The sequence below is a fragment of the uncultured Acetobacteroides sp. genome (genome assembly GCF_963667355.2).
GTDB lineage: Bacteria > Bacteroidota > Bacteroidia > Bacteroidales > ZOR0009 > Acetobacteroides.
In genome coordinates this window covers 2,877,390-2,896,413 of sequence record NZ_OY763328.2, presented here as the reverse complement: position 1 = coordinate 2,896,413, position 19,024 = coordinate 2,877,390, and the positions used below count along the sequence as shown (strand labels likewise).

Genomic DNA, 19,024 nt, shown 5'->3' with positions numbered 1-19,024 from the left:
CGAAGCTGTATTAGTCGTTTTGGCTTTCGAATTCGAGCATTTTGGCGGCATCCTCTATCTTTTGGTAGAACTCCTCGCCAAACCTACGGATGAGCGGCTCCTTAAGGAACTTGTACACGGGCAGGCCGATGTTGCTTCCGAGGATACGGGCGGGCTTGCAGATATCCCACACGTCGTAGTTTACGCCGATAAGGCCGCTGGAGAACTCCTTGATGCGAATTGGATAGAGGTAGCACGAAATGGGCTTCTGGAAGCAGGTCTTCCCCTCCATGTAGGCCTTTTCGATGGCGCAGAGAGTAACCCCATTCTCCACGTAGGTGTAGGCGCACTCGCCCTTGTTGATCAGCGGCGTAGTCCAATCGCCATCGCTATCCTTAACAACAACCGCCTGCGACTCTACCGCAGCAATGCCCAGAGGGGTCATGTAAGGTTTCCAGCTGGGGTACTCGTTATCCATCACCTCCATCTCGTCCTCGCTGACAGGGGCTCCCGAATCGCCGCTTACACAGCATTCGCCCTTGCACTTGCCAAGGTCGCAGCAGAACTGCTTTTCGAAGATGTTCAGGCTGAATATAACGTTGTCGATTTGAATCATGGCTGTAAGTTTTCGCCAAAGATAGGGATTATGAATAGACTTTAGATGATAGATGTTAGACGTTAGACTTTAGATAATATGTGCTAGATATTATTAGGTTCAGCACCTACCCTCCCCTACTCCCTAATAGTACGCCATCATCGACACGTAATCGACCACCTCAGCCGAAGGGTACACCTCGCCGGAGTGCCCGCGCTTAAGCACCTCCACCTTAGCTTCGGGGGCTACCCGCTTGGCAAAGTCCAGGAGGGTCATGATGGGACCGTAGCCACAAATAGAGATATGCATGGTACGCACGCGATGCTCGAACTCCTCCAGATCGAACTGCAGCAGCGGCTCTAGTGCCATGCTGTCGAGCTCGTACCCCACCTTCGAACTCTTGAAGTGGGTGAAGTCGGAAGAGGCGACAAGCAGGATCTTACGGTTTAGCTTATCGGCAGCCGATTTCAGGAGCATTGCCAGCGAGCTGGCATTACGGTAGCTCTGCTCGAGCATGTTTATGGGGAGAAACGTCACCTTACCGCCAATGAAATGCTGAATAAACGGCAGGATAACCTCAGCCGAATGCTCGAACCGCTGCGCCTCCTCGTTGAAGGGGAGCGCCAGCTCGTGCGCCAGCTCCATGTCAACATCAATAACACCTAGCGGCGACTGCCACTGCGTATGGCTATCGATCGACATTGGGCTGCGACCCATTCCCGTGTGGTTGGGCGCCACCACCACCACCGTATCGAAGCGCTGACCGCTTTCGCGTACAATCTCGAAGAAGTGCACCGCCTGATGGGCGCAAAAAACATGTCCTGCGTGAGGGATCACCCCGCCAATGATACGGTTATCCTTTAGCGAGTAGCTTATTTCATCTTTTTGCATGGCCACCTCGTGGTCGAAAAGCGTTTCGATATCGGTCCGCTTGTCGGAGTAGAATCGACCTTCGGCATAGTTTTCTCTTGCTGGCATCGGATTACGTTATTACGTTGTTCATCTTCCTAAATGGCATTTTACATCACCTGACTGCTGCAGCCCGTACACTTGCCATCATCGGTTAAGCCAATAGGATTGCCGTGCATGCCATGCCGCTCCACCACTAGCTTGCCGCACTTAGGGCAGTAGGTGTTATTATGCTCCACCAATCCGGTATTCCCCACGTAAACGTTGTGAAGGTACTCCTTGGCAACGGCATAGAGTTCCAGCAGCGACTTTATTGAGGTGGAAGGCGTATCGAGCAGGTAGTTGGGGAAGTATCGGTTTACGTGAAGCACCGTGTTAGGTCCCAGTATTTCCGAAATCCAGGCAGCAACCTCGCGAAACCTTGCAGGATTATCATTCTCGTAAGGAATAACGAGGTAGGTTATCTCCAGATGCTTCCCAGCCTCCACAATGGCTTTAAGCGTATGCCTTACCGGCTCGACAGTACCGCCAAGCATCCTCTTATAGAAGGTATTCGAGTACCCTTTTAGGTCGATGTTGAAGGCATCCATCAGCGGGAGCAGGTAGTCAAGCGGTATTGCCTCGATGTAGCCATTCGATACCATGACGTTTAGAAGCCCCGCCTCCTTCACCTTTTCCGCCACGTTGTACATGTACTCGTACCAAACCGTGGGCTCGTTGTAGGTGTAGGCAACGCCAATATTACCCTGCTCAACAGAATCCAGCGCCTTCTGAAGGATTACCTGCGGAGATATGTTGGGGAACGTTTCGTACCACCCATCGCCCTTAACCTGAGCAATGCTATAGTTCTGGCAGAAGAGACATCGGAAATTGCAGCCTAAGCTTCCTATCGAAAAGATGTACGAGCCAGGATGGAAGTGGTACAGCGGCTTCTTCTCGATGGGGTCGAGCGCCATGGCTGATATCACCCCATAGTTTAGGCTGTAAAGCACTCCCCCATCGTTCTTGCGAACCTGGCAAATCCCCTTCTTCCCTTCGGCGATGCGGCACCGATGGGGGCACAGGCCGCAGCGTACCTGACCGTCGATTGTTGAGTAAAACTTCGCTTCCATATCAGAAGTTAGATATTAGATGCTAGACGTTAGATTTGAGATGTTAGACCCTAAGCATTCGAAAATGGCTACCATTAAAGGATAACACGCTACGTTCATCCCTTCCCCATGCTAGCGGGGGATAGCGCTACCTAGCGCAGCTCCGAATCTTTTCATCTTTCATTTCCCCGACTCCCTAGTAGTACCTATCAACCATAAATCGGTAGAGCTTAACCCTTTCTTCGGGGAAGATTCCGGCTTTCCGCCTTACGATCCGAAGCTGCTCGTCGATGGTGGTAACGGAGGGGAGGTTGGGAAGTAGCACGCCTCGCTTATAGCCGCTCTCGATGATTACCCCATAGATGTCTGGATCGAGCTCGCTTTCCGACGTTATAGGCTCCGGCTTATGGAGGATATCCACAGAGATCTCCAAATCCTCGACCTCCTCTTCTGATACAGGGGGGAAGCGGGGATCGTTGAACGCCGCCGATAGCGCATTCGTCTTGATCTCCTCGTAGAGCGATGGCTTACGGGGCTCGAGCGTGCCGATGCATCCGCGCAGCGAACCGTCGGAGGTATGCAGCGAAACAAAACAGGCAGCCCGAACCGTTAACTCGTGCGATAGCGATGGTTCGGGGTCCTTACCCTCAAAGGCGGCTGCGATGGTTTCCTTTGCAAGCTTTGCAAATACGGTTGATGGTGTCGACATTGTTCCCTATGTTTTGCATTTCACCAATATGTTACAACCCTAGCGTACTACACGTAACTTGGTCACTACAACTACCACCTAATACGTATAAACGCCACACTATGTTATTACAAACCCATATCTTCGTCAACTAAAATCAGTTTTACGCGATTTGCCGGAAACGACATCTCCACGAGTGGCAGATGCGCTTTACTTTTTTGCTAATTTTGATGCTGTATACGTGTAGGATTATGAAAAGAAAGGCTTTAATAATTTGTTACTATGCGAATATGCTAATGTTTATATTTTTTCAAATACAGAAATATTGATGATAAAAACAGACAATAATTACCCAGTTAATAAAGAATCATTCGATACTCTTGTAAAGTTTTTCGAGGATTTATTAGGTATAAAGATCAATGCAGAGACCATTCTATTTAAGGATCTTTCCTTAGTCGGACATGATGCATCTGAATTTATGATAAGGTTTAGTGAAAGATTTGAAGTCGATTTGACAGATTTCAAATTCAATGATTATTTTGTTGAAGAAAGTAACATACCTTTTCTTTATTGGATTTACTTTTTTTTCAGAAAAGAAAAGCTTAAACGTAAAGAGATTAGCGTACCTCATTTATTGGAAATTATTAAAGAAAAAAGATGGATTGAGGTCTAGTCCGAAGTTTCCATAAATGCACATTCAATAGTTTATTGTTTTGTAGCGTAGAGGTCTTCAGCCTTGCACCCTAGAACTGGTTGAAAAAATTGAGCATGGTTCATTTTTTTTTGTTCGTACAAAGTTGCGAAATTTGGGAGACGAATAAGCAACTATAAAATCTCAGTATCCAAACCAAAGCCGCCATTACCACCTAAACGAAGGCCATAAATTCTAGCTCGGACTTCAATAAAAAAATACCTTTGCATCCCTAATCTAATTTTACGATGATAAACAAATTCACCTCAACCCTACTCCTGCTACTTTACGTATGTACCTCCGCTTTTGCTCAAGATGCGAAGCCGCTCACCGAACGATGGAACAGCTACACAAAATGCAAGAGCGCAGACGAAGCTAAAGCCTTCATCAACAAGCGCGACTTCGGAAGCATTTACTCCTTCTTACAACCTGGATCGGAGCTAATATCCAAATTTAGTGTGGTATCGGAAGATGTTTACGGGAATTCGGGTCGCATATTCCTGAAAATTTACGACTTTCAAACCTGGATAGCCTTCAAAAAGATTGAAGGCAATTGGGTTATGACCATGGACGAGAATGAACTACTGGAACACCTCACCGCTACATGGTTAAAAACCGACATTAATGGGGTTACCTATGTTAGCAGTTCTCCGCTAAGTCCCGAAGCGCTAAAGGAAGCCAACACTTTTGCCCAAAAGAATGGAGAACTACAAAACAAGTTTGGCATTAAGCTACCCGAATTTCGGTACTACTATGCCAAACTAGGAGACGAGGCCGCAAACATTGTTGGCGAGAAGTACAAAGGGAGCGGAAAGGCAAGATACCACGCAATAAAAGCGGTTGAGTGCGCCGACCACATACACGAGCTGGTGCACATCTACGCCGGTGAGTTTGGCATGGGCAATTCGTTTATCGACGAAGGAGTAGCCAACTGCTTTGGAAATGAAGACAAGAGCCGTTCACCTAAGGCAGCAGAAGAAGTACTGGCCTTGCTCAACGATGGTGGCTATCAGAAGTACCTTGACGGACCTACATTCAACGAAGCCAACTTGAAACGAAAAAACATATACGCTTTTGCCCAGCTAACCATGACCTACTGGGTTGGTAAGTTTGGCATAGATAAAATAAAGATGCTCCTCAAAGCCGAATGCGATAGCAATTTAGATATCAAAAAGTACATCGAGAATAACTTTGAAAAAGCCGACGAAACGAACAACGCCTTGCGCGAGATCTTAAATAAAAAGATCAGCGCAAGCTAGGGAATCAAGATCAATACAATTTGTAACACAAAGAGCCAAGGCAATCGCCTTGGCTCTTCTTCTATATTTTCATCTGCACAAGACGCAATTGAATCGCGCCTCTGCCATTATTTCTCGTAAACAAACTCGCCAGCCTCGCTGCGAACGGTAACCTTGGCGCCTGCGGGCGATGCCTCAACGCGGCCGATCACCTGGGCCTTGATGCCAAACGATTCGCTGATTTCGATAACCGCCTGCGCGTGCTCCGGTGCAACGTAGAATTCCATGCGATGCCCCATGTTGTACACCTTGTACATCTCCTTCCACTCGGTGCCCGAGCACTCCTTGATGTAGCGGAAGAGCGGAGGTATTGGGAACAGGTTGTCCTTAATTACATGTACGTCGTCTACGAAGTGGAGCACCTTGGTTTGGGCGCCACCCGAGCAGTGTACCATGCCGTGAACGTCGGCGCGCATCCTATCGAGCACCGCCTTTACCACTGGGGCATAGGTACGGGTTGGCGATAGCACCAGCTTACCCATGGTTACGCCCGTTTCGGGATCGACATCGGTAAGGCTATACTTTCCTGAGTAAACAAGATTTTCAGGAATGGCCGAGTCGTAGCTCTGGGGATACTTAGCGGCAAGATCGTGCGCAAATACGTCGTGACGGGCAGAGGTGAGGCCGTTGCTCCCCATGCCGCCGTTGTACTCGCGCTCGTAGGTGGCCTGTCCGTATGACTCCAATCCTACCACCACATCACCCGGACGAATGTTGTCGTTGCTGATGATGTCGCTACGCTTGATGCGGGCGGTTACGGTGCTATCAACAATAATGGTGCGAACGAGGTCGCCCACATCGGCCGTTTCGCCGCCGGTAAGCAGGATGTCCACACCAACCTTGCGCAGCTCCTGAAGGAAGTCTTCGGTGCCGTTGATGATGGCGGCAATCACCTCGCCGGGCACCAGCTGCTTGTTGCGGCCAATGGTGCTCGAGAGCAGTATATTATCGGTTACGCCCACGCACAGCAGGTCATCGATGTTCATTACGATGGCATCCTGCGCAATCCCACGCCAAACCGACAGGTCGCCCGTCTCCTTCCAGTACATGTAGGCCAGCGACGATTTGGTGCCGGCGCCATCGGCGTGCATCACCACGCAGTACTCCGGATCGCCGGTAAGAATATCGGGGACTACCTTGCAGAAAGCCTTTGGGAATAGCCCCTTGTCGAGATTTTTGATGGCGCTATGCACATCTTCCTTTGATGCCGATACGCCGCGCTGGTCGTACCTCGAAGAGTTGGTCATCGGATGTCGTTTTTTGAATTGCCTGGCAAAGATACAATTGAAACCGCAAACCGGAAACCGAGAACCCCTATCAATCCTTAAAACCCGGCATTTAACCTTTATTAATCACCTTATGGCCTTTAAAAATGGGCATCTCCCCCAGGATACCTATCTTTAGTCCACTTTTTGAAAAACGGAAGAAGCACCGAGGAGATGGCGTATGGAAGGTAAAATTGCACTTGTGGTTGGAGGGACAGGCCTCGTTGGAACATCGCTTTTGGAGCAGCTCGTTGCCGACGAGCGGTACGCCGAGATTGTATCGATCGGCCGCAGCAGGCCATCCATCGAAAGCCCCAAGATCACCTTCGTCGAGAACGACCTCTCGAAGCCCAAGAGCGCTGCCGAGTACCTTTTTGGCGACGACCTGTTCATCTGCATCGGCACCACCATCAAGAAGGCCAAGACCAAGGAGGCCTTCCGCTTCGTCGACCTCACCATCCCCAAGAAGGTGGCCAAGCATGCCCGCAAGAACAACGTAAAAAGCATAGCCGTGGTTTCGTCGGTGGGGGCGCACCCCAAGTCGGAGAGCTTCTACCTCCGGATGAAAGGGAAAATGGAGGAGGCCGTTACCGCCGAGGCCTTCAGGCGCACCGTCATCCTTCGCCCGTCGCTGCTGATGGGCAACCGCCAGGAGCGCCGGCTGGCAGAGACCATAGGCCGCTGGCTGGCTCCGGTTACCAACCTCTTCCTCTGGGGCAAAAAAATGCGCAAGTACCGCGCCATAAAGGCCAGCGAGGTGGCCGCCGCCATGATCTACCACATCAACCTCGACGTTAAGGGGGTAGATATCATCCACTACGACCAGATCAAGCAGGCAAAGCAGTAGCGGAGGCTGCTTTCTAGCTTTAGGAAGGGTGCATTCGGCCCTCCGACCTACAAAATCTAAATTAGATTTGCTCCATTCGACCCTCCAATCCGCCAAATCTAAATTAGATTTACTTCATTCGACCCTCCGATCTGCCAATTCTAAATTAGATTTACTTCGTTCGACCCTTCGATCCGCCAAATCTAAATTAGATTTACGCCATTCGCCCCTCCAATCTCCGTTTCACCGCTTGTGAGAACGAGATTTGCACCACCGACCACCTTCTCACAGCCTGTGAGAGTGGAATCCGCCCCTCCAGTCTCCGTCTCACAATCGGTGAGAGGAAAATCCGACCCTCCGATCGTCGTCTCACCGCTTGTGGAAACGCCATCCGCCCCTCCGATCGCCGTCTCACCGCCTGTGAAAGGAACATCCGATGCTCCGATTGCCGATTTCCCCATCCATTTTAGCGCTACTTCAGCCTAACAAGCACTCGTTAACGCTGCGATGTTCGGCTATCGCTTAGCTTCGCGCCCTATACAAAAACTAATTACCTTACAATGCGCAAACTTTTTCAGTTAACCACCATCTCGCTGCTGGCAGCGCTATCCTTCGGCTGCTCCAAAGACAGCGACGCCCCCAACGATGACCTGAACGCCAAGCTTACGCTTACGGTGGAATGTTCCCCCACAGAGGGAGCCGTAACCGTCAACCCACAAAAAACAACCTACACCAGCGGCGACAAGTTGGAGCTTACGGCCAAGCCCGCCGATGGCTACGAGTTTAAGGGCTGGAGCATGCCCGATGCAACCGTGCAAACCACCAGCACCATCAGCTACACCATTACCCAGGATGCCACCATCAAGGCCGTCTTCGAGAAGAAGGGAGCGGCGGCCACCTTCCAGGTAACAGCCACCTGCGACCCCAACCAGGGCAGCGTTAGCATCAGCCCCCAGAAGGAGGCCTACCACAAGCTCGACATCGTGCAGGTAGAGGCTACCCCCAAGGAAGGCTACGCGTTCGACCGCTGGGAGGGCATCACCGCTTCAGGCTCTAGGGCCACCATCTGCATCGATGGCAGCCTTGCCATTAAGGCCATCTTCAAGAAGAAGGAGGGCACCACCGAAAAGCCCGAGTTCATCTTCACCGCCATGCGCCTAAGGGACAAGAGCGGCACCTACTACCTGCACGTTAGCGCCAGTTTCTCCCCGCTAGCCTACCAGGACGAGGAGGCTACGCTAAAGATTAAGAGCAAGACCTACACCATGACCTACAACCAGCTCAACCAAAATTTTGCGGATGTAGCCGCAGGCACCCCAATAGCGGTGGAACTTACCCATAAGAGCCTCAGCAAGCCGCTGTCGGTAACCATTACCACCCCCGAGAGCTTTACTCCAGCCGCCGAAAGGCTCTTCCTCTCGACCGAGAACAACAACAAGCTCACCTGGAAGCCGCTGCAATGCGCGGGGTACTACCGCAGGGTGCTGGTGGGCAACAGTTCTGGCTGGGTGGAGTTCCAGCAAGCCTTTAGCCTGACCACCCAAACCGAACTAACCTACAGCGCCAACGAGCTGCTCAACGAAAACGAGGTGGTTACCAGCATGCCCTACACCCGCTATGCGATAACCGTTTTACCGGCAAACGCAGTTACCAACCTCGACGGCTTCTCGGCCAACAGCCGAGTTGTAGCCATGGGCTCCGAGAGCAAGTGGGTAACCAACTATAAGGACGCCAGTTTCTGGGGTATCTGGTAGGCACACCTCCCCTTTTATGTATATTAAAAAGGCCAGCAGGATATCCTGCTGGCCTTTTCGTATAGTATGTAGAGTACACAAACGCCCTATTACCCACATTCCAAGCCGCGCTACCGCCTCAGCATCCCATACCCATCGAACACAAAGCGGTTGCAAATAAGGATGGAGAGGATAACCGTCAGCAGCGTCGACACCATAATCGTAATCATGATCATGATCTGATACTTGATGGCCACCATCGGGTTGGAGCCGCCCAAGATCTGCCCGGTCATCATCCCCGGCAGCGAGATCAGGCCCACAACGGCCGTGGTGGCAATGGTGGGGTTGAGCGACTTCTTAAGCGCATCTCGCATAAAGCCGGCCAGCGCCTCGCCCCTTGTGGCCCCGTTGGCCAGCGCAAAGCGGTAGAGCGTTTGCTCGCGCGTAAGGCTATGGTAGTAGGTGTTCAGCGCCACGATATCGTTGGAGAGGCAGTTGCCGATGAGCATCCCGGTGATCGGGATAAAGTAGCGGGCATCGAAAAGGAAGTCGAGCCGAACCACCACGCCCAGAAGGTACAGATCGACCAGCAGCACGCTTGCCCCAATGGCAATAAGCACCGGGATGAGGAAAAGCTTTCGGTTTAGCTCGCTGCGCTTAACCACCGTAAAGGCGGCCACCACCACCATCGCCACCACCCACAGGATGTTAACCCAGGCGCTGTTCCACCTAAAGATGACGCCGAGATAGGCCCCCACCAGCAGCAGTTGAACGGTCATTCGCGCAATGGCGATAAGGGTGCTGCGCACCAGCCCCGTCTGGTAGTAGCGAAACACCAGCAGCGGGATGATGATAAGGAGGTAGCCTACTCCCAAGTCGATCCACGAAATATCATGTACACCTCCCATAGCCTACGATTTTAGGTTGATAACCGTATCCATTGCGGCCAGCCACTCCTCGTCGTGCGACGAGGCAATAACCGTTACCCCTTCGAGCCTTTTTACAAGGTTGATGATGGCCGCGCGCGACTCGCCATCGAGCGCCGAGGTGGGCTCGTCGAGCAGCAGGATATCCTTTTTAAGCAAAAGCACGGAGGCTAGAGCAACCCGCTGCTTCTGCCCTCCCGAGATCTCGCTCAGCGACTTTTCGAGCAGCGAGGTATCAAGCAGCAGATCGCCGAATATTCTTTTTACATCTTCAGATGATGGCCTTAAATGCTTATTGGCACGAAAGGTATAGGGATAGAAGAACAGCTCCTCCACCGTATCTATTTTAAGCGACAGCTCCTGTGGAAGCCACGAGATCTGCTGGCGTATGGCGTCGATATTCTGCTCGTTGAGTTTGATCCCATTTACCGCAACCCTACCCGAATAGGGATACACAAACCCCATAAGCAGGTTAAGGATGCTCGACTTGCCGCTACCCGAAGGTCCCGACAGGGCAACCTTATCGCCCTTCCGAGCGGTGAACGAAAGGTTTGATATTACCTGCTCATCGCCGTAACTAACCGAGAGGTTTTCGATTTGGATCATTTATTTTAGGCGCTAGATGATACAGCGATTACTTCTTCTCCTCATACCCTCCTGCAAAGTCTAAGGTGCACATGGTTCCATACTTTGGGTGAGAGCCAATGGCAACACCAACCACCTTAAGTGTTCTATTCAGTATGCTTCGCCGATGCCCCCGCGAAGGTACGCCATCGTCTACCAAAAGGCTAACCACGATGGCTTGGGCATCCCTATTTCCGTAGTCGATATTCTCGCCACAGGTCGTCAGCCATTGGCCGTAGCGCCCCATCCGATCCCATGGCGACGAGCCATCGGTTCCTGTATGCCCAACGCTCCCTGTTTTTCCCTGATCCTTGACGTGATCGCGTGCAGCAAGGCTCATCCCCTTCGAGGGAGCTAAGAGCCCCATCGGAGCAATGCCCATCATCTCCTTCACGCACTCGTCGATGGCGGCTGTGCCCTCCTGAGTCAGAATCCGCATGCTATCGGCGTTGTAGTACATGCGCGAGTTTCCCGAGACGGTAAAGCGCTTCTTCATTGGTAGAATAACCTCTAGGGCATAGCGCTTGGGGTTGCTACGCGCCTTATTCATCTCAAAAATAACGGCCCTTTCCTGAGCGCTTAGGTAATCGGCATTCTTTGCCGTATTTAAGCTATCGGGCCACGATGGCTGTCCAGAAGTAATTCCAGACAATAAAAAGATGGTAAGTGCAAGAATTCGTCCCATAACAAACCGATTCTATAAAACAGCAGGAAAAAAAAGACGTTTAGTGTTTAATTATTTTTGAGATAGAAATTTTTCGCAATCATTTTGCCCTTGCATTTTATACTCCCAAATTTTAGAAATAGAGGCAAACTTATAATGCGCAATCAAAGCGGCATTAACAAAGCCCGCTCTACCATCTAAAAAACCGCCTTTTATAAAGTAAACCTTAAAAAATCGATGAAAACAATGAAATAAGCAGCTAAGGATGCTATAGTTTTTTCCTTTTTCTATACTTTTTTGAATCTCTTTATCTGAATAAATATTGGTTTTTTCAAGTATGCTTGTTATAGAAGAGTCCTGAAGGTGTATAAGCGATAAATCCTTCCTTTTAGATGGGATCTGACTTACTTGTCCATCTATTTTAGGACGAGAGTGGATATGCGAAGGCCAGTCCGCTTTACTTTTTTCAAAAAAACGCAGCTGATAATCAGGATAGGATGCCCGCATAAATTTCCCCATAAAGAAGTTTGCTCTACTTACCAGCAACCCTGTTGGACAATCCTTTTTAGTAATAATGTTGTACAAGTAATTACGAAGATTATCTGTAACCAACTCATCAGCATCAAGAACTAGAACCCACGGATTTGAGGCTGCAGCAATAGCAAAATTGCGAGCAGGCTCTACATAACCAGTACGTTCGTGCATTACAATTTTACAACCATAACGTTGGGCAATTTCGAGAGTATTATCATCACTATACATATCACATATTACAATCTCATCGAAATTCAAAACAGATTTAATGCATTGTTCCAAAATAGAGGCTGCATTAAATGTATTTATCACTACAGAAATTCTACTCATATATTTTTTTTTCAAGAAGAAAAACTAGTATCTATTAATATTATTGGAATCAATAATTGGCTGCCAAAACTTAATTGACCGTGCCTTATTCCAGCCATGAGCAGCCATTGGTAGTTTTTCACCGGTTAGCTTATAAAGCCTTTTAGGATTAATGTCGAAAGCAAATCGGAGTGCTTCTTGTGCGGTTGGCGTTTTATGCTCAAGCCCATTCTTGCTTGGTTCTATACTCCAAAATACATCCTCATTAAAAATGTGGGATGTCTGATTATTCAGATAGTGCGTTATCTGATCCTTTAAAGTTACCGCTAGTTCTAGGTGACGGCTGATCTTTCGTAGGGAGAAACCGCCATTCCCTACTCGATTGCGTGTTTCAAAGCGATAAACTCTATTTTTTTCACCATAAAGGCAACGCGAAAATTTCATCTTTACATAATGAATGTAATGGCTGAGCAAGCTATTTGAAATCCAAGGGGCACCAACGTAATCGTAGCCTTCATTGAGCCAATAATCCAAATCATCATAAAAGATATACACGTCAGGCTGAACAATGAGCATGTATTCATCCCCCTGAAATCTGGAATAGAATTCTGTAGAAAGAAGTAGCCTATTATAGCCCTTTATAGATGCAAAATAGTCGGTATCAAACTCCTCTATGCTGTAAAAGGGATATTCCTTTTCGAGTAAATCCGTATCTAGCCCTCGTGGCTTAACCATTGTAATATTACGAGCACTAAGAATTTTGAAACATCTGTCAATGGAAATCTTCTCAGTATCACTTAATGAAGACTTATAAATGGGGACAACAACACGCACCTTATTTGACATGGCTCATTTTGAATTTACATTCTTTTCTACCTAAAGAATGTACAAAAGTACACTTTCAGTTGAATTAAGAACCAAAGCCACATAAATACAGACTCCCCAAACACCATGACATAACAAATTTGCACACTCCAAACCCGTTTAACCTTATTAAACCAAAACAGCGTCAACCTATGCTTTATGATGCTGTTTGTCCTCTGCAATAATCCATTTTTGTGGCTAAATTTGCGCGATTGCACGGATTACATTACAGAAACTCACATACACACATGGGAAAGAAAGTTCTCCTGATGATCCTCGATGGCTGGGGTCATGGAAAGCACGACAAGGCAGACGCCATCTTCAACGCCCACCCCGAATTCATTAATAGCCTAGAGGCTAAGTACCCCAACGCCGAGCTGCGCACCAGCGGCGAAGACGTGGGATTGCCTGAAGGCCAGATGGGCAACTCGGAAGTAGGCCACCTCAACATTGGTGCAGGACGCGTGGTGTACCAGGACTTGGTAAAGATCAACATCGCCTGCCGCGACAACAGCATCCTTAAGAACCCCGAAATCGTTAGGGCCTACAGCTACGCCAAGGAAAACGGCAAGCAGGTTCACCTTATGGGCTTGGTTTCGAACGGTGGCGTTCACAGCTCGATGGACCACCTCTTCAAGCTAATCGAAATATCTAAAGAATACGGCATCGACAAGACCTTCGTTCACGCCTTTATGGACGGTAGAGACACCGACCCCAAGAGCGGAAAGGGCTTTATCGAGGCGCTAGAGGCTCACATCGCCAAGAACACCGGGGCGCTGGCTACCATGATTGGCCGCTACTACGCCATGGACCGCGACAAGCGCTGGGAGCGCGTTAAGGAGTCGTACAACCTGATGGTACACGGCACCGGAACGCCAACCACCAACATGGCAGAGGCCGTTCAGCAGTCGTACGACGCTGGCGTTACCGACGAGTTCATCAAGCCGGTTGTTAAGGTTGATGCTGCCGGAAAGCCCGTTGGCTCCATCCAGGAGGGCGACGTGGTTATCTTCTTCAACTTCCGTAACGACCGCGCCAAGGAGCTTACCATCGTGCTTACCCAGCAGGATATGCCCGAAGCCGGCATGAAGACCCTTCCGCTGCAGTACTTCACCATGACCCCATACGACGCCAAGTTCCAAGGGCTACACATCATTTTCGACAAGGACAACGTGACCAACACCCTTGGCGAGGTGGTGTCGAAGGCGGGCAAGAAGCAGATCCGCATTGCCGAAACCGAGAAGTACGCGCACGTGACCTTCTTCTTCAGCGGTGGCCGCGAGGCCGAGTACGAGGGCGAAAGCCGCATCCTTATCCCATCGCCAAAGGTGGCCACCTACGACCTGCAGCCCGAGATGAGCGCCTACGGCGTGAAGGATGCCATCGTGGCCGAGCTTAAGAAGGGCGAGGTTGACTTTGTTGCCCTTAACTACGCCAACGGCGATATGGTGGGCCACACCGGCGACACCTCGGCCATCACCAAGGCCATTAAGGCTGTTGACCAGTGCGTGAAGGAAACCGTGGAGGCTGCTACGGCCAACGGCTACACCGTACTCATCACCGCCGACCACGGTAACGCCGACAACGCCGTTAACGAGGATGGCTCGCCAAATACCGCGCACTCGCTGAACCCTGTTCCATTTATCGTGGTGGATAAGGACATCAAGAGCGTGAAGAACGGCAAGCTGGCCGACATCGCCCCCACCATCCTTAAGCTGATGGGCATCCCTGCGCCTGCCGAAATGACCGGTACTCCGCTCGTGTAGATTTTTTGACTACAGCGACATAAAAAACCCGCGCCACCGTAACTGGGACGCGGGTTTTGCTTTTCATCCACCATCCCCGAAAACCCGCGCCAAAACCTCAACCAAACCCGCCCCACCTACGTATAACCACCGTAAAGCAAGATGTTGTTCCATAAAGCGCGAAGCCATGAAAGCACCAGAAAAACCCATGCGAATTGTTTACGACTTAGAGGGGCGCGCCTACTACGTTCCCGAGAAAGCCGTAAGCAGGAAGGTTAGAAGGGCCAAAGCTACGCACCACCGCCACCACGAGTGGGGCATGCTTCCACCTCCTCCAGCACCAGAATGGATGGCCCACGAACACCCAGCTCCAATGCCACACTCCGAGGCTCATATTATACAGCTGACCCGCAAGGTGCCACAAGTACGGCATAGGGTTCGCCACGCCGGATAGGCGCTGGAGCCGATAGCATAACCTGTAAGCTTAGGCGACACCCTGTAGGGATGCCGCCTACTTTTTTATCCCCCCAAAAAAACAACGGCCCACCCTTGCAGGCAGACCGTTGAACACTAAAACATATAATTGTAGGGCAGTACTTACTTGGTATCCTTCTTCTCGTCCTTCTTCTCGTCCTTCTTGGCCGCGCTGTACTTCTGGCGGATGGTGAGGTAGCGGCTGTAGATCTCCTGCTGCAGCTGGCGCCACTCGGGCTTGCCGCTGAACTCGGCGTTGAAGAGCACGTACTCGTAGTAGCGGTTCACCGAGACCTCCACCTTACGCCGGAGCGTGGTAGCGGCAAGGCTGTTGCGGAAGGCGGCAACGTCGGTCTCGCGGTTGCTCCAGAGGGCGTCGAACTCGGCCGCGGCAGCCTTGAGCTCCACCACGTACTCGTCGAGGGCCAGCTCCTTTACCAGCTGCGCATTCTCGGGCTCGCCGAGCAGGGCGATCAGCGAGATCACCTGAGAGGACTCCTTGGTGTCGGGCAGCTCCTGAATCCCCCTAAACTTGGCCAGCCGGCCGCTGAGCACCTCGGCCTTGGCCCGCTTGGCGGCTGTGGGCGAGTAGAGCATCCCATCGAGGCTAACAAATAGCCCTACCGCCGCATCGTCGCGGCGCTTGTCGGCGGCGCGAGCCTTGGTCGTATTCTCGCTCGCCTTATCGCGCAGGAGGCTACCCTTAAACTCGCCGTAGCACACGTTCAGGTGCGCAAACGACTCGTGGGTTTGGGCCTCGGGGATAGCACATTTACCGGCCTCTTCAATACTAATTCTACAGACACTGCTGATGTCGTCATTTGCAAAACGATTCATGGTAAGCTTACTCATGTCACACTTCTTTTTTGAGGGTTTTACATAAAGTCATAACTCTTATAGTCGTAACTGAATACTCCTTGAAGCTTACATTAGCGCTTTCGGCTGCCCATTTGTACTACTGTACATCTACAAGAGTACTTCCGCCTACCCGTTTGTACTCTTGTACATTTACAATAGTACTTTTGCCTGCCCGTTTGTACTCTTGTACATTTACAATAGTACTTCCGCCTACCCATTTGTACCGTTGTACATCTACAATAGTACTTTTGCCTGCCCGTTTGTACTCTTGTACATTTACAATAGTACTTCCGCCTACCCATTTGTACCGTTGTACATCTACAATAGTACTTCCGCCTACCCGTTTGTACTCTTGTAAAAAAAGCATTACCCCATTGGGCCTTTAAGCGCTATTTCAAAAAACTCTGATTTCCCTAGATGCGGAAGGATTTCCACGAAGATAATAGCGCCCTGCGCCTGCTTGTCCATCTCGTAAAATATCCTTAGCCGTATCGTTATTCGAAAATCTAAACGTGAAATTACTTAACCATTTTTAATTATGCAAATAATTCTTAGCTTAATATTGCGGATTTCTTACTTTTTTTTCAAAAAATACCTTCAAGCGCCCTACCGGTTGGGTCTGGCGCAAATTGGGGTGAGACGAAGAAATCCGCCCAACGGCATCGGCTTTTGGGGAGGCGCGCCAGGGATCTCGCTTTTTAGGATATGCTAAACGTTGGAATCACCCCTAAATCCCCCAAAGGGTACTTCGCGGCAGCTCAACCATCATGGAAAATCTCGGACTCCTTTTCGGCTTCTGGCTACGGTACGTGCTGCGCCGTAGTTCCCTTTAGTGGGTCGGGGGTGAATACGGCTAAGCTTTACGGCAGCACCTAGGCGATAAATGCAGAAGCAAAATTCCTAGGAGGCGCGCCTATTCGCCTGCTTATTTTCGATATATTTGGCCAATCGGATACCCTGACGAATATGCAAAACCTTACGGCAACCCTACGGATTAGGCGACTTGAGCTCGCAGCCTCGGCATACGGCCTGCTGTTTTCGCTCACCCGCAACCGCCGCTTCTTCGACCGAAAAATCAAAACCGGCATCCTGCTGCTCTCGCTGCTGGGCCTGGCCGCAAGCGCCGAGGGGCAGGCAACGGGCCATCCCACGAAAAAGGCAAAGAGAAGCAAGGCGGCTACCGCCAAAAAGGATACCGCATCGAGCGACGAAGCCGTGTTCTGCTACGCCGTAGAGATGATGCCCGCGTACAAGGGTGGCACCGACTCGCTGTTCGCCTTCCTAGCGCGCAACACCCGATACCCCCAATCGGGCATTGAGAATAAAAAGGAGGGAACGGTTTACGTCCAGTTCACCATAGACTCCCTAGGCCGCGTTGTTAACCCACGAATACTTAAAGGGATTGATCCGGACTTCGATGCAGAGGCGCTCCGCGTGGTTCGCCTTATGCCGCCATGGATACCAGGAGAACTACTTGGGAAGAAAGCAAACACTGACTATACCATGCCGATAAAGTTCAGGCTAACCGATGTAAAAAAGTAAAGGTTGCCCATGAAAAAGATCACCCTCTCCGCCCGCATAAAGGGGCTGCAGCTGCGCTCGCGCTGGTACGGCCTGCTCTTTGCCCTCACCCGCAACCGCCGCTTCTTCGACCGAAAGATTAAGGCGGGGGTGCTGATGCTATCGCTGCTGAACATGATGGCGAGTTGCGGCACGCCACCAACCGGCAAAACGGATACATCGAGAAACTCCGCTAAAAAAGGCACAACCTCAACTCAGCCTACAAGCAAAACGGTGGTAGATAATGATCCTTCACACTACGCTAGGCAAGCAAAAATCGGTAGTGCAGCAAAAGAAAGAATCTTTGATGAATCAGAGGTATCATGCTATATGGTGGTAGAAAAAATGCCATCCTTCCCAGGAGGACAAGAAGCCATGATCAATTTTCTAAACCAGAACACCCAATACCCATCAGCAGCAATAGAGAAAAAGATGGAAGGCACGGTATTCGTACAGTTTATTGTTGACTCTACCGGAAAGATAGAGGAGCCCAAGGTTATTCGCAGCGTCTCACCGGAGCTGGATAACGAGGCTCTAAGAGTTGTACGGCTATTTCCCCACTGGAATCCAGGAATTATGATGGGTGAGAAATTAAGGGTTGGGTATACCATGCCGTTTAAGTTCGTCTTAGAAGAGGCGACCCAGGCAAAAAAAGATACCACCCAAACAAACCAACGGTAATGAAGAGAATCACCCTCTCCGCCCGCATAAAGGGGCTGCAGCTGCGCTCTAACTGGTACGGTCTACTCTTTGCCCTCACCCGCAACCGCCGCTTCTTCGACCGAAAGATTAAGGCGGGGGTGCTGATACTCTCGCTGCTAAACCTGGTGGCTGGTTGTGGCAACCAAACCAACGAAAAGCCTGCCTCATCGCAAAAAGAGCAGTCATCAAAGAGGCTCACAAAAGCAGATACACCCAAAAGCATGGTAAGCAAGGGCATCCCCGTCAAATTCGCACCACCCCAGATAACCTGCTACGATGTTGAGGTAAAGCAAAACCTAGTACAACCAGACACCACTGATTTGACAGTTGGTTGCTATGCTCCGATTATTGAAGAAGGGCCATCTGTTTATTCTACGGTTGAAGATATGCCCGAATTCCCCGGAGGAGTAGATGCCATGATGCAGTACATCAAGGAGAGGGCAATCTACCCAGACTCTCTCGAAGATGATAACATAGTGGGAACCGTATTCGTAAGGATGGTTATCAATAGCAGAGGAAAAATCGAACAGCCAACCATAATCAAGGGCATCACTCCCGAAGTCGACTCGGCAGCCCTCCGAATTGTACGTCAAATGCCCCGCTGGGAACCCGGCTGGAAAGAAGGAGTACCCGTTAACGTGTACTATACCATCCCCGTTAAGTTCAACCATAAAGTAAACGAATAACTG

General features: G+C 50.3%; 20 protein-coding genes. 9 read left to right on the top strand and 11 right to left on the bottom strand.

All coding sequences use genetic code 11. The features are described 5' to 3' along the window. Positions 1-10 precede the first annotated feature (10 nt). The 4 genes from ACHZA1_RS11930 to amrA all read right to left on the bottom strand — a co-directional run bounded on the left by ACHZA1_RS11930 (position 11) and on the right by amrA (position 3,283). Positions 11-595 (bottom strand): DUF3109 family protein, encoded by a 585-nt coding sequence (locus ACHZA1_RS11930; protein ID WP_320052107.1) that lies wholly within the window; start codon positions 593-595, stop codon positions 11-13. Between the two features lie 123 nt (positions 596-718). Further along, a complete protein-coding gene (gene amrB, locus ACHZA1_RS11925; protein ID WP_320052106.1) occupies positions 719-1,552 on the bottom strand; it encodes an AmmeMemoRadiSam system protein B in 834 nt (277 codons plus the stop codon). A 41-nt stretch (positions 1,553-1,593) separates the two neighbouring features. Then, complete coding sequence (gene amrS / locus ACHZA1_RS11920) at positions 1,594-2,595, bottom strand: AmmeMemoRadiSam system radical SAM enzyme (RefSeq protein WP_320052105.1); 1,002 nt, start codon at positions 2,593-2,595, stop codon at positions 1,594-1,596. Between the two features lie 175 nt (positions 2,596-2,770). Further along, positions 2,771-3,283 (bottom strand): AmmeMemoRadiSam system protein A, encoded by a 513-nt coding sequence (gene amrA, locus ACHZA1_RS11915; protein WP_320052104.1) that lies wholly within the window; start codon positions 3,281-3,283, stop codon positions 2,771-2,773. Between the two features lie 307 nt (positions 3,284-3,590). Here amrA and ACHZA1_RS11910 point away from each other — a divergent pair, with 307 nt between their 5' ends. After that, complete coding sequence (locus ACHZA1_RS11910; protein WP_320052103.1) at positions 3,591-3,935, top strand: DUF1493 family protein; 345 nt, start codon at positions 3,591-3,593, stop codon at positions 3,933-3,935. Positions 3,936-4,201: 266 nt separating this feature from the next. Beyond that, entirely contained in the window at positions 4,202-5,212 is a 1,011-nt protein-coding gene (locus ACHZA1_RS11905) for a hypothetical protein (protein WP_320052102.1), read from the top strand. 107 nt (positions 5,213-5,319) lie between these two features. Here ACHZA1_RS11905 and ACHZA1_RS11900 read toward each other — a convergent pair whose 3' ends face one another. Beyond that, positions 5,320-6,498, bottom strand: a complete 1,179-nt coding sequence (locus ACHZA1_RS11900) for an AIR synthase related protein (protein ID WP_320052101.1) — start codon at positions 6,496-6,498, stop codon at positions 5,320-5,322. Between the two features lie 199 nt (positions 6,499-6,697). On the opposite strand from ACHZA1_RS11900, the gene ACHZA1_RS11895 reads away from it, so the two are divergent. Then, a complete protein-coding gene (locus tag ACHZA1_RS11895) occupies positions 6,698-7,363 on the top strand; it encodes an NAD(P)H-binding protein (RefSeq protein WP_320052100.1) in 666 nt (221 codons plus the stop codon). 539 nt (positions 7,364-7,902) lie between these two features. Further along, the gene (locus ACHZA1_RS11890) at positions 7,903-9,096 is read left to right on the top strand and encodes an InlB B-repeat-containing protein (RefSeq protein WP_320052099.1); all 1,194 of its coding nucleotides are present in this window, start codon (positions 7,903-7,905) and stop codon (positions 9,094-9,096) included. Between the two features lie 110 nt (positions 9,097-9,206). Here the strand turns inward: ACHZA1_RS11890 and ACHZA1_RS11885 are convergent, their stop codons facing one another. From ACHZA1_RS11885 to ACHZA1_RS11865, 5 genes are read right to left on the bottom strand one after another with little or no spacing between them, the layout of a single operon-like run. Next, positions 9,207-9,983: an ABC transporter permease gene (locus tag ACHZA1_RS11885; RefSeq protein WP_320052098.1), complete on the bottom strand. Its 777-nt coding sequence runs from the start codon at positions 9,981-9,983 to the stop codon at positions 9,207-9,209. A gap of 3 nt (positions 9,984-9,986) precedes the next feature. Further along, complete coding sequence (locus tag ACHZA1_RS11880) at positions 9,987-10,607, bottom strand: ATP-binding cassette domain-containing protein (RefSeq protein WP_320052097.1); 621 nt, start codon at positions 10,605-10,607, stop codon at positions 9,987-9,989. A 28-nt stretch (positions 10,608-10,635) separates the two neighbouring features. Continuing rightward, positions 10,636-11,310 (bottom strand): CAP domain-containing protein, encoded by a 675-nt coding sequence (locus tag ACHZA1_RS11875; RefSeq protein ID WP_320052096.1) that lies wholly within the window; start codon positions 11,308-11,310, stop codon positions 10,636-10,638. 51 nt (positions 11,311-11,361) lie between these two features. Then, positions 11,362-12,153 (bottom strand): glycosyltransferase family 2 protein, encoded by a 792-nt coding sequence (locus ACHZA1_RS11870; protein ID WP_320052095.1) that lies wholly within the window; start codon positions 12,151-12,153, stop codon positions 11,362-11,364. Between the two features lie 24 nt (positions 12,154-12,177). Further along, the gene (locus ACHZA1_RS11865) at positions 12,178-12,978 is read right to left on the bottom strand and encodes a DUF5672 family protein (RefSeq protein ID WP_320052094.1); all 801 of its coding nucleotides are present in this window, start codon (positions 12,976-12,978) and stop codon (positions 12,178-12,180) included. A 266-nt stretch (positions 12,979-13,244) separates the two neighbouring features. On the opposite strand from ACHZA1_RS11865, the gene gpmI reads away from it, so the two are divergent. Both gpmI and ACHZA1_RS11855 read left to right on the top strand, forming a co-directional pair. After that, entirely contained in the window at positions 13,245-14,762 is a 1,518-nt protein-coding gene (gpmI, locus tag ACHZA1_RS11860) for a 2,3-bisphosphoglycerate-independent phosphoglycerate mutase (protein ID WP_320052093.1), read from the top strand. 166 nt (positions 14,763-14,928) lie between these two features. Next, on the top strand, positions 14,929-15,195 hold the full coding sequence (locus ACHZA1_RS11855; protein WP_320052092.1) for a hypothetical protein: 267 nt from the start codon (positions 14,929-14,931) through the stop codon (positions 15,193-15,195). Between the two features lie 143 nt (positions 15,196-15,338). Here the strand turns inward: ACHZA1_RS11855 and ACHZA1_RS11850 are convergent, their stop codons facing one another. Further along, on the bottom strand, positions 15,339-16,067 hold the full coding sequence (locus ACHZA1_RS11850) for a DUF6261 family protein (protein ID WP_320052091.1): 729 nt from the start codon (positions 16,065-16,067) through the stop codon (positions 15,339-15,341). Between the two features lie 972 nt (positions 16,068-17,039). Between ACHZA1_RS11850 and ACHZA1_RS11845 the strand changes: the two genes are divergently transcribed. The 3 genes from ACHZA1_RS11845 to ACHZA1_RS11835 are packed head-to-tail and all read left to right on the top strand — an operon-like array spanning position 17,040 to position 19,021. Beyond that, positions 17,040-17,615, top strand: a complete 576-nt coding sequence (locus ACHZA1_RS11845) for an energy transducer TonB (RefSeq protein ID WP_320052090.1) — start codon at positions 17,040-17,042, stop codon at positions 17,613-17,615. Between the two features lie 9 nt (positions 17,616-17,624). Next, on the top strand, positions 17,625-18,314 hold the full coding sequence (locus ACHZA1_RS11840) for an energy transducer TonB (RefSeq protein WP_320052089.1): 690 nt from the start codon (positions 17,625-17,627) through the stop codon (positions 18,312-18,314). Then, positions 18,314-19,021 (top strand): energy transducer TonB, encoded by a 708-nt coding sequence (locus ACHZA1_RS11835; protein WP_320052088.1) that lies wholly within the window; start codon positions 18,314-18,316, stop codon positions 19,019-19,021. The genes ACHZA1_RS11840 and ACHZA1_RS11835 overlap by 1 nt, the downstream gene beginning before the upstream one ends. Positions 19,022-19,024 lie beyond the last annotated feature (3 nt).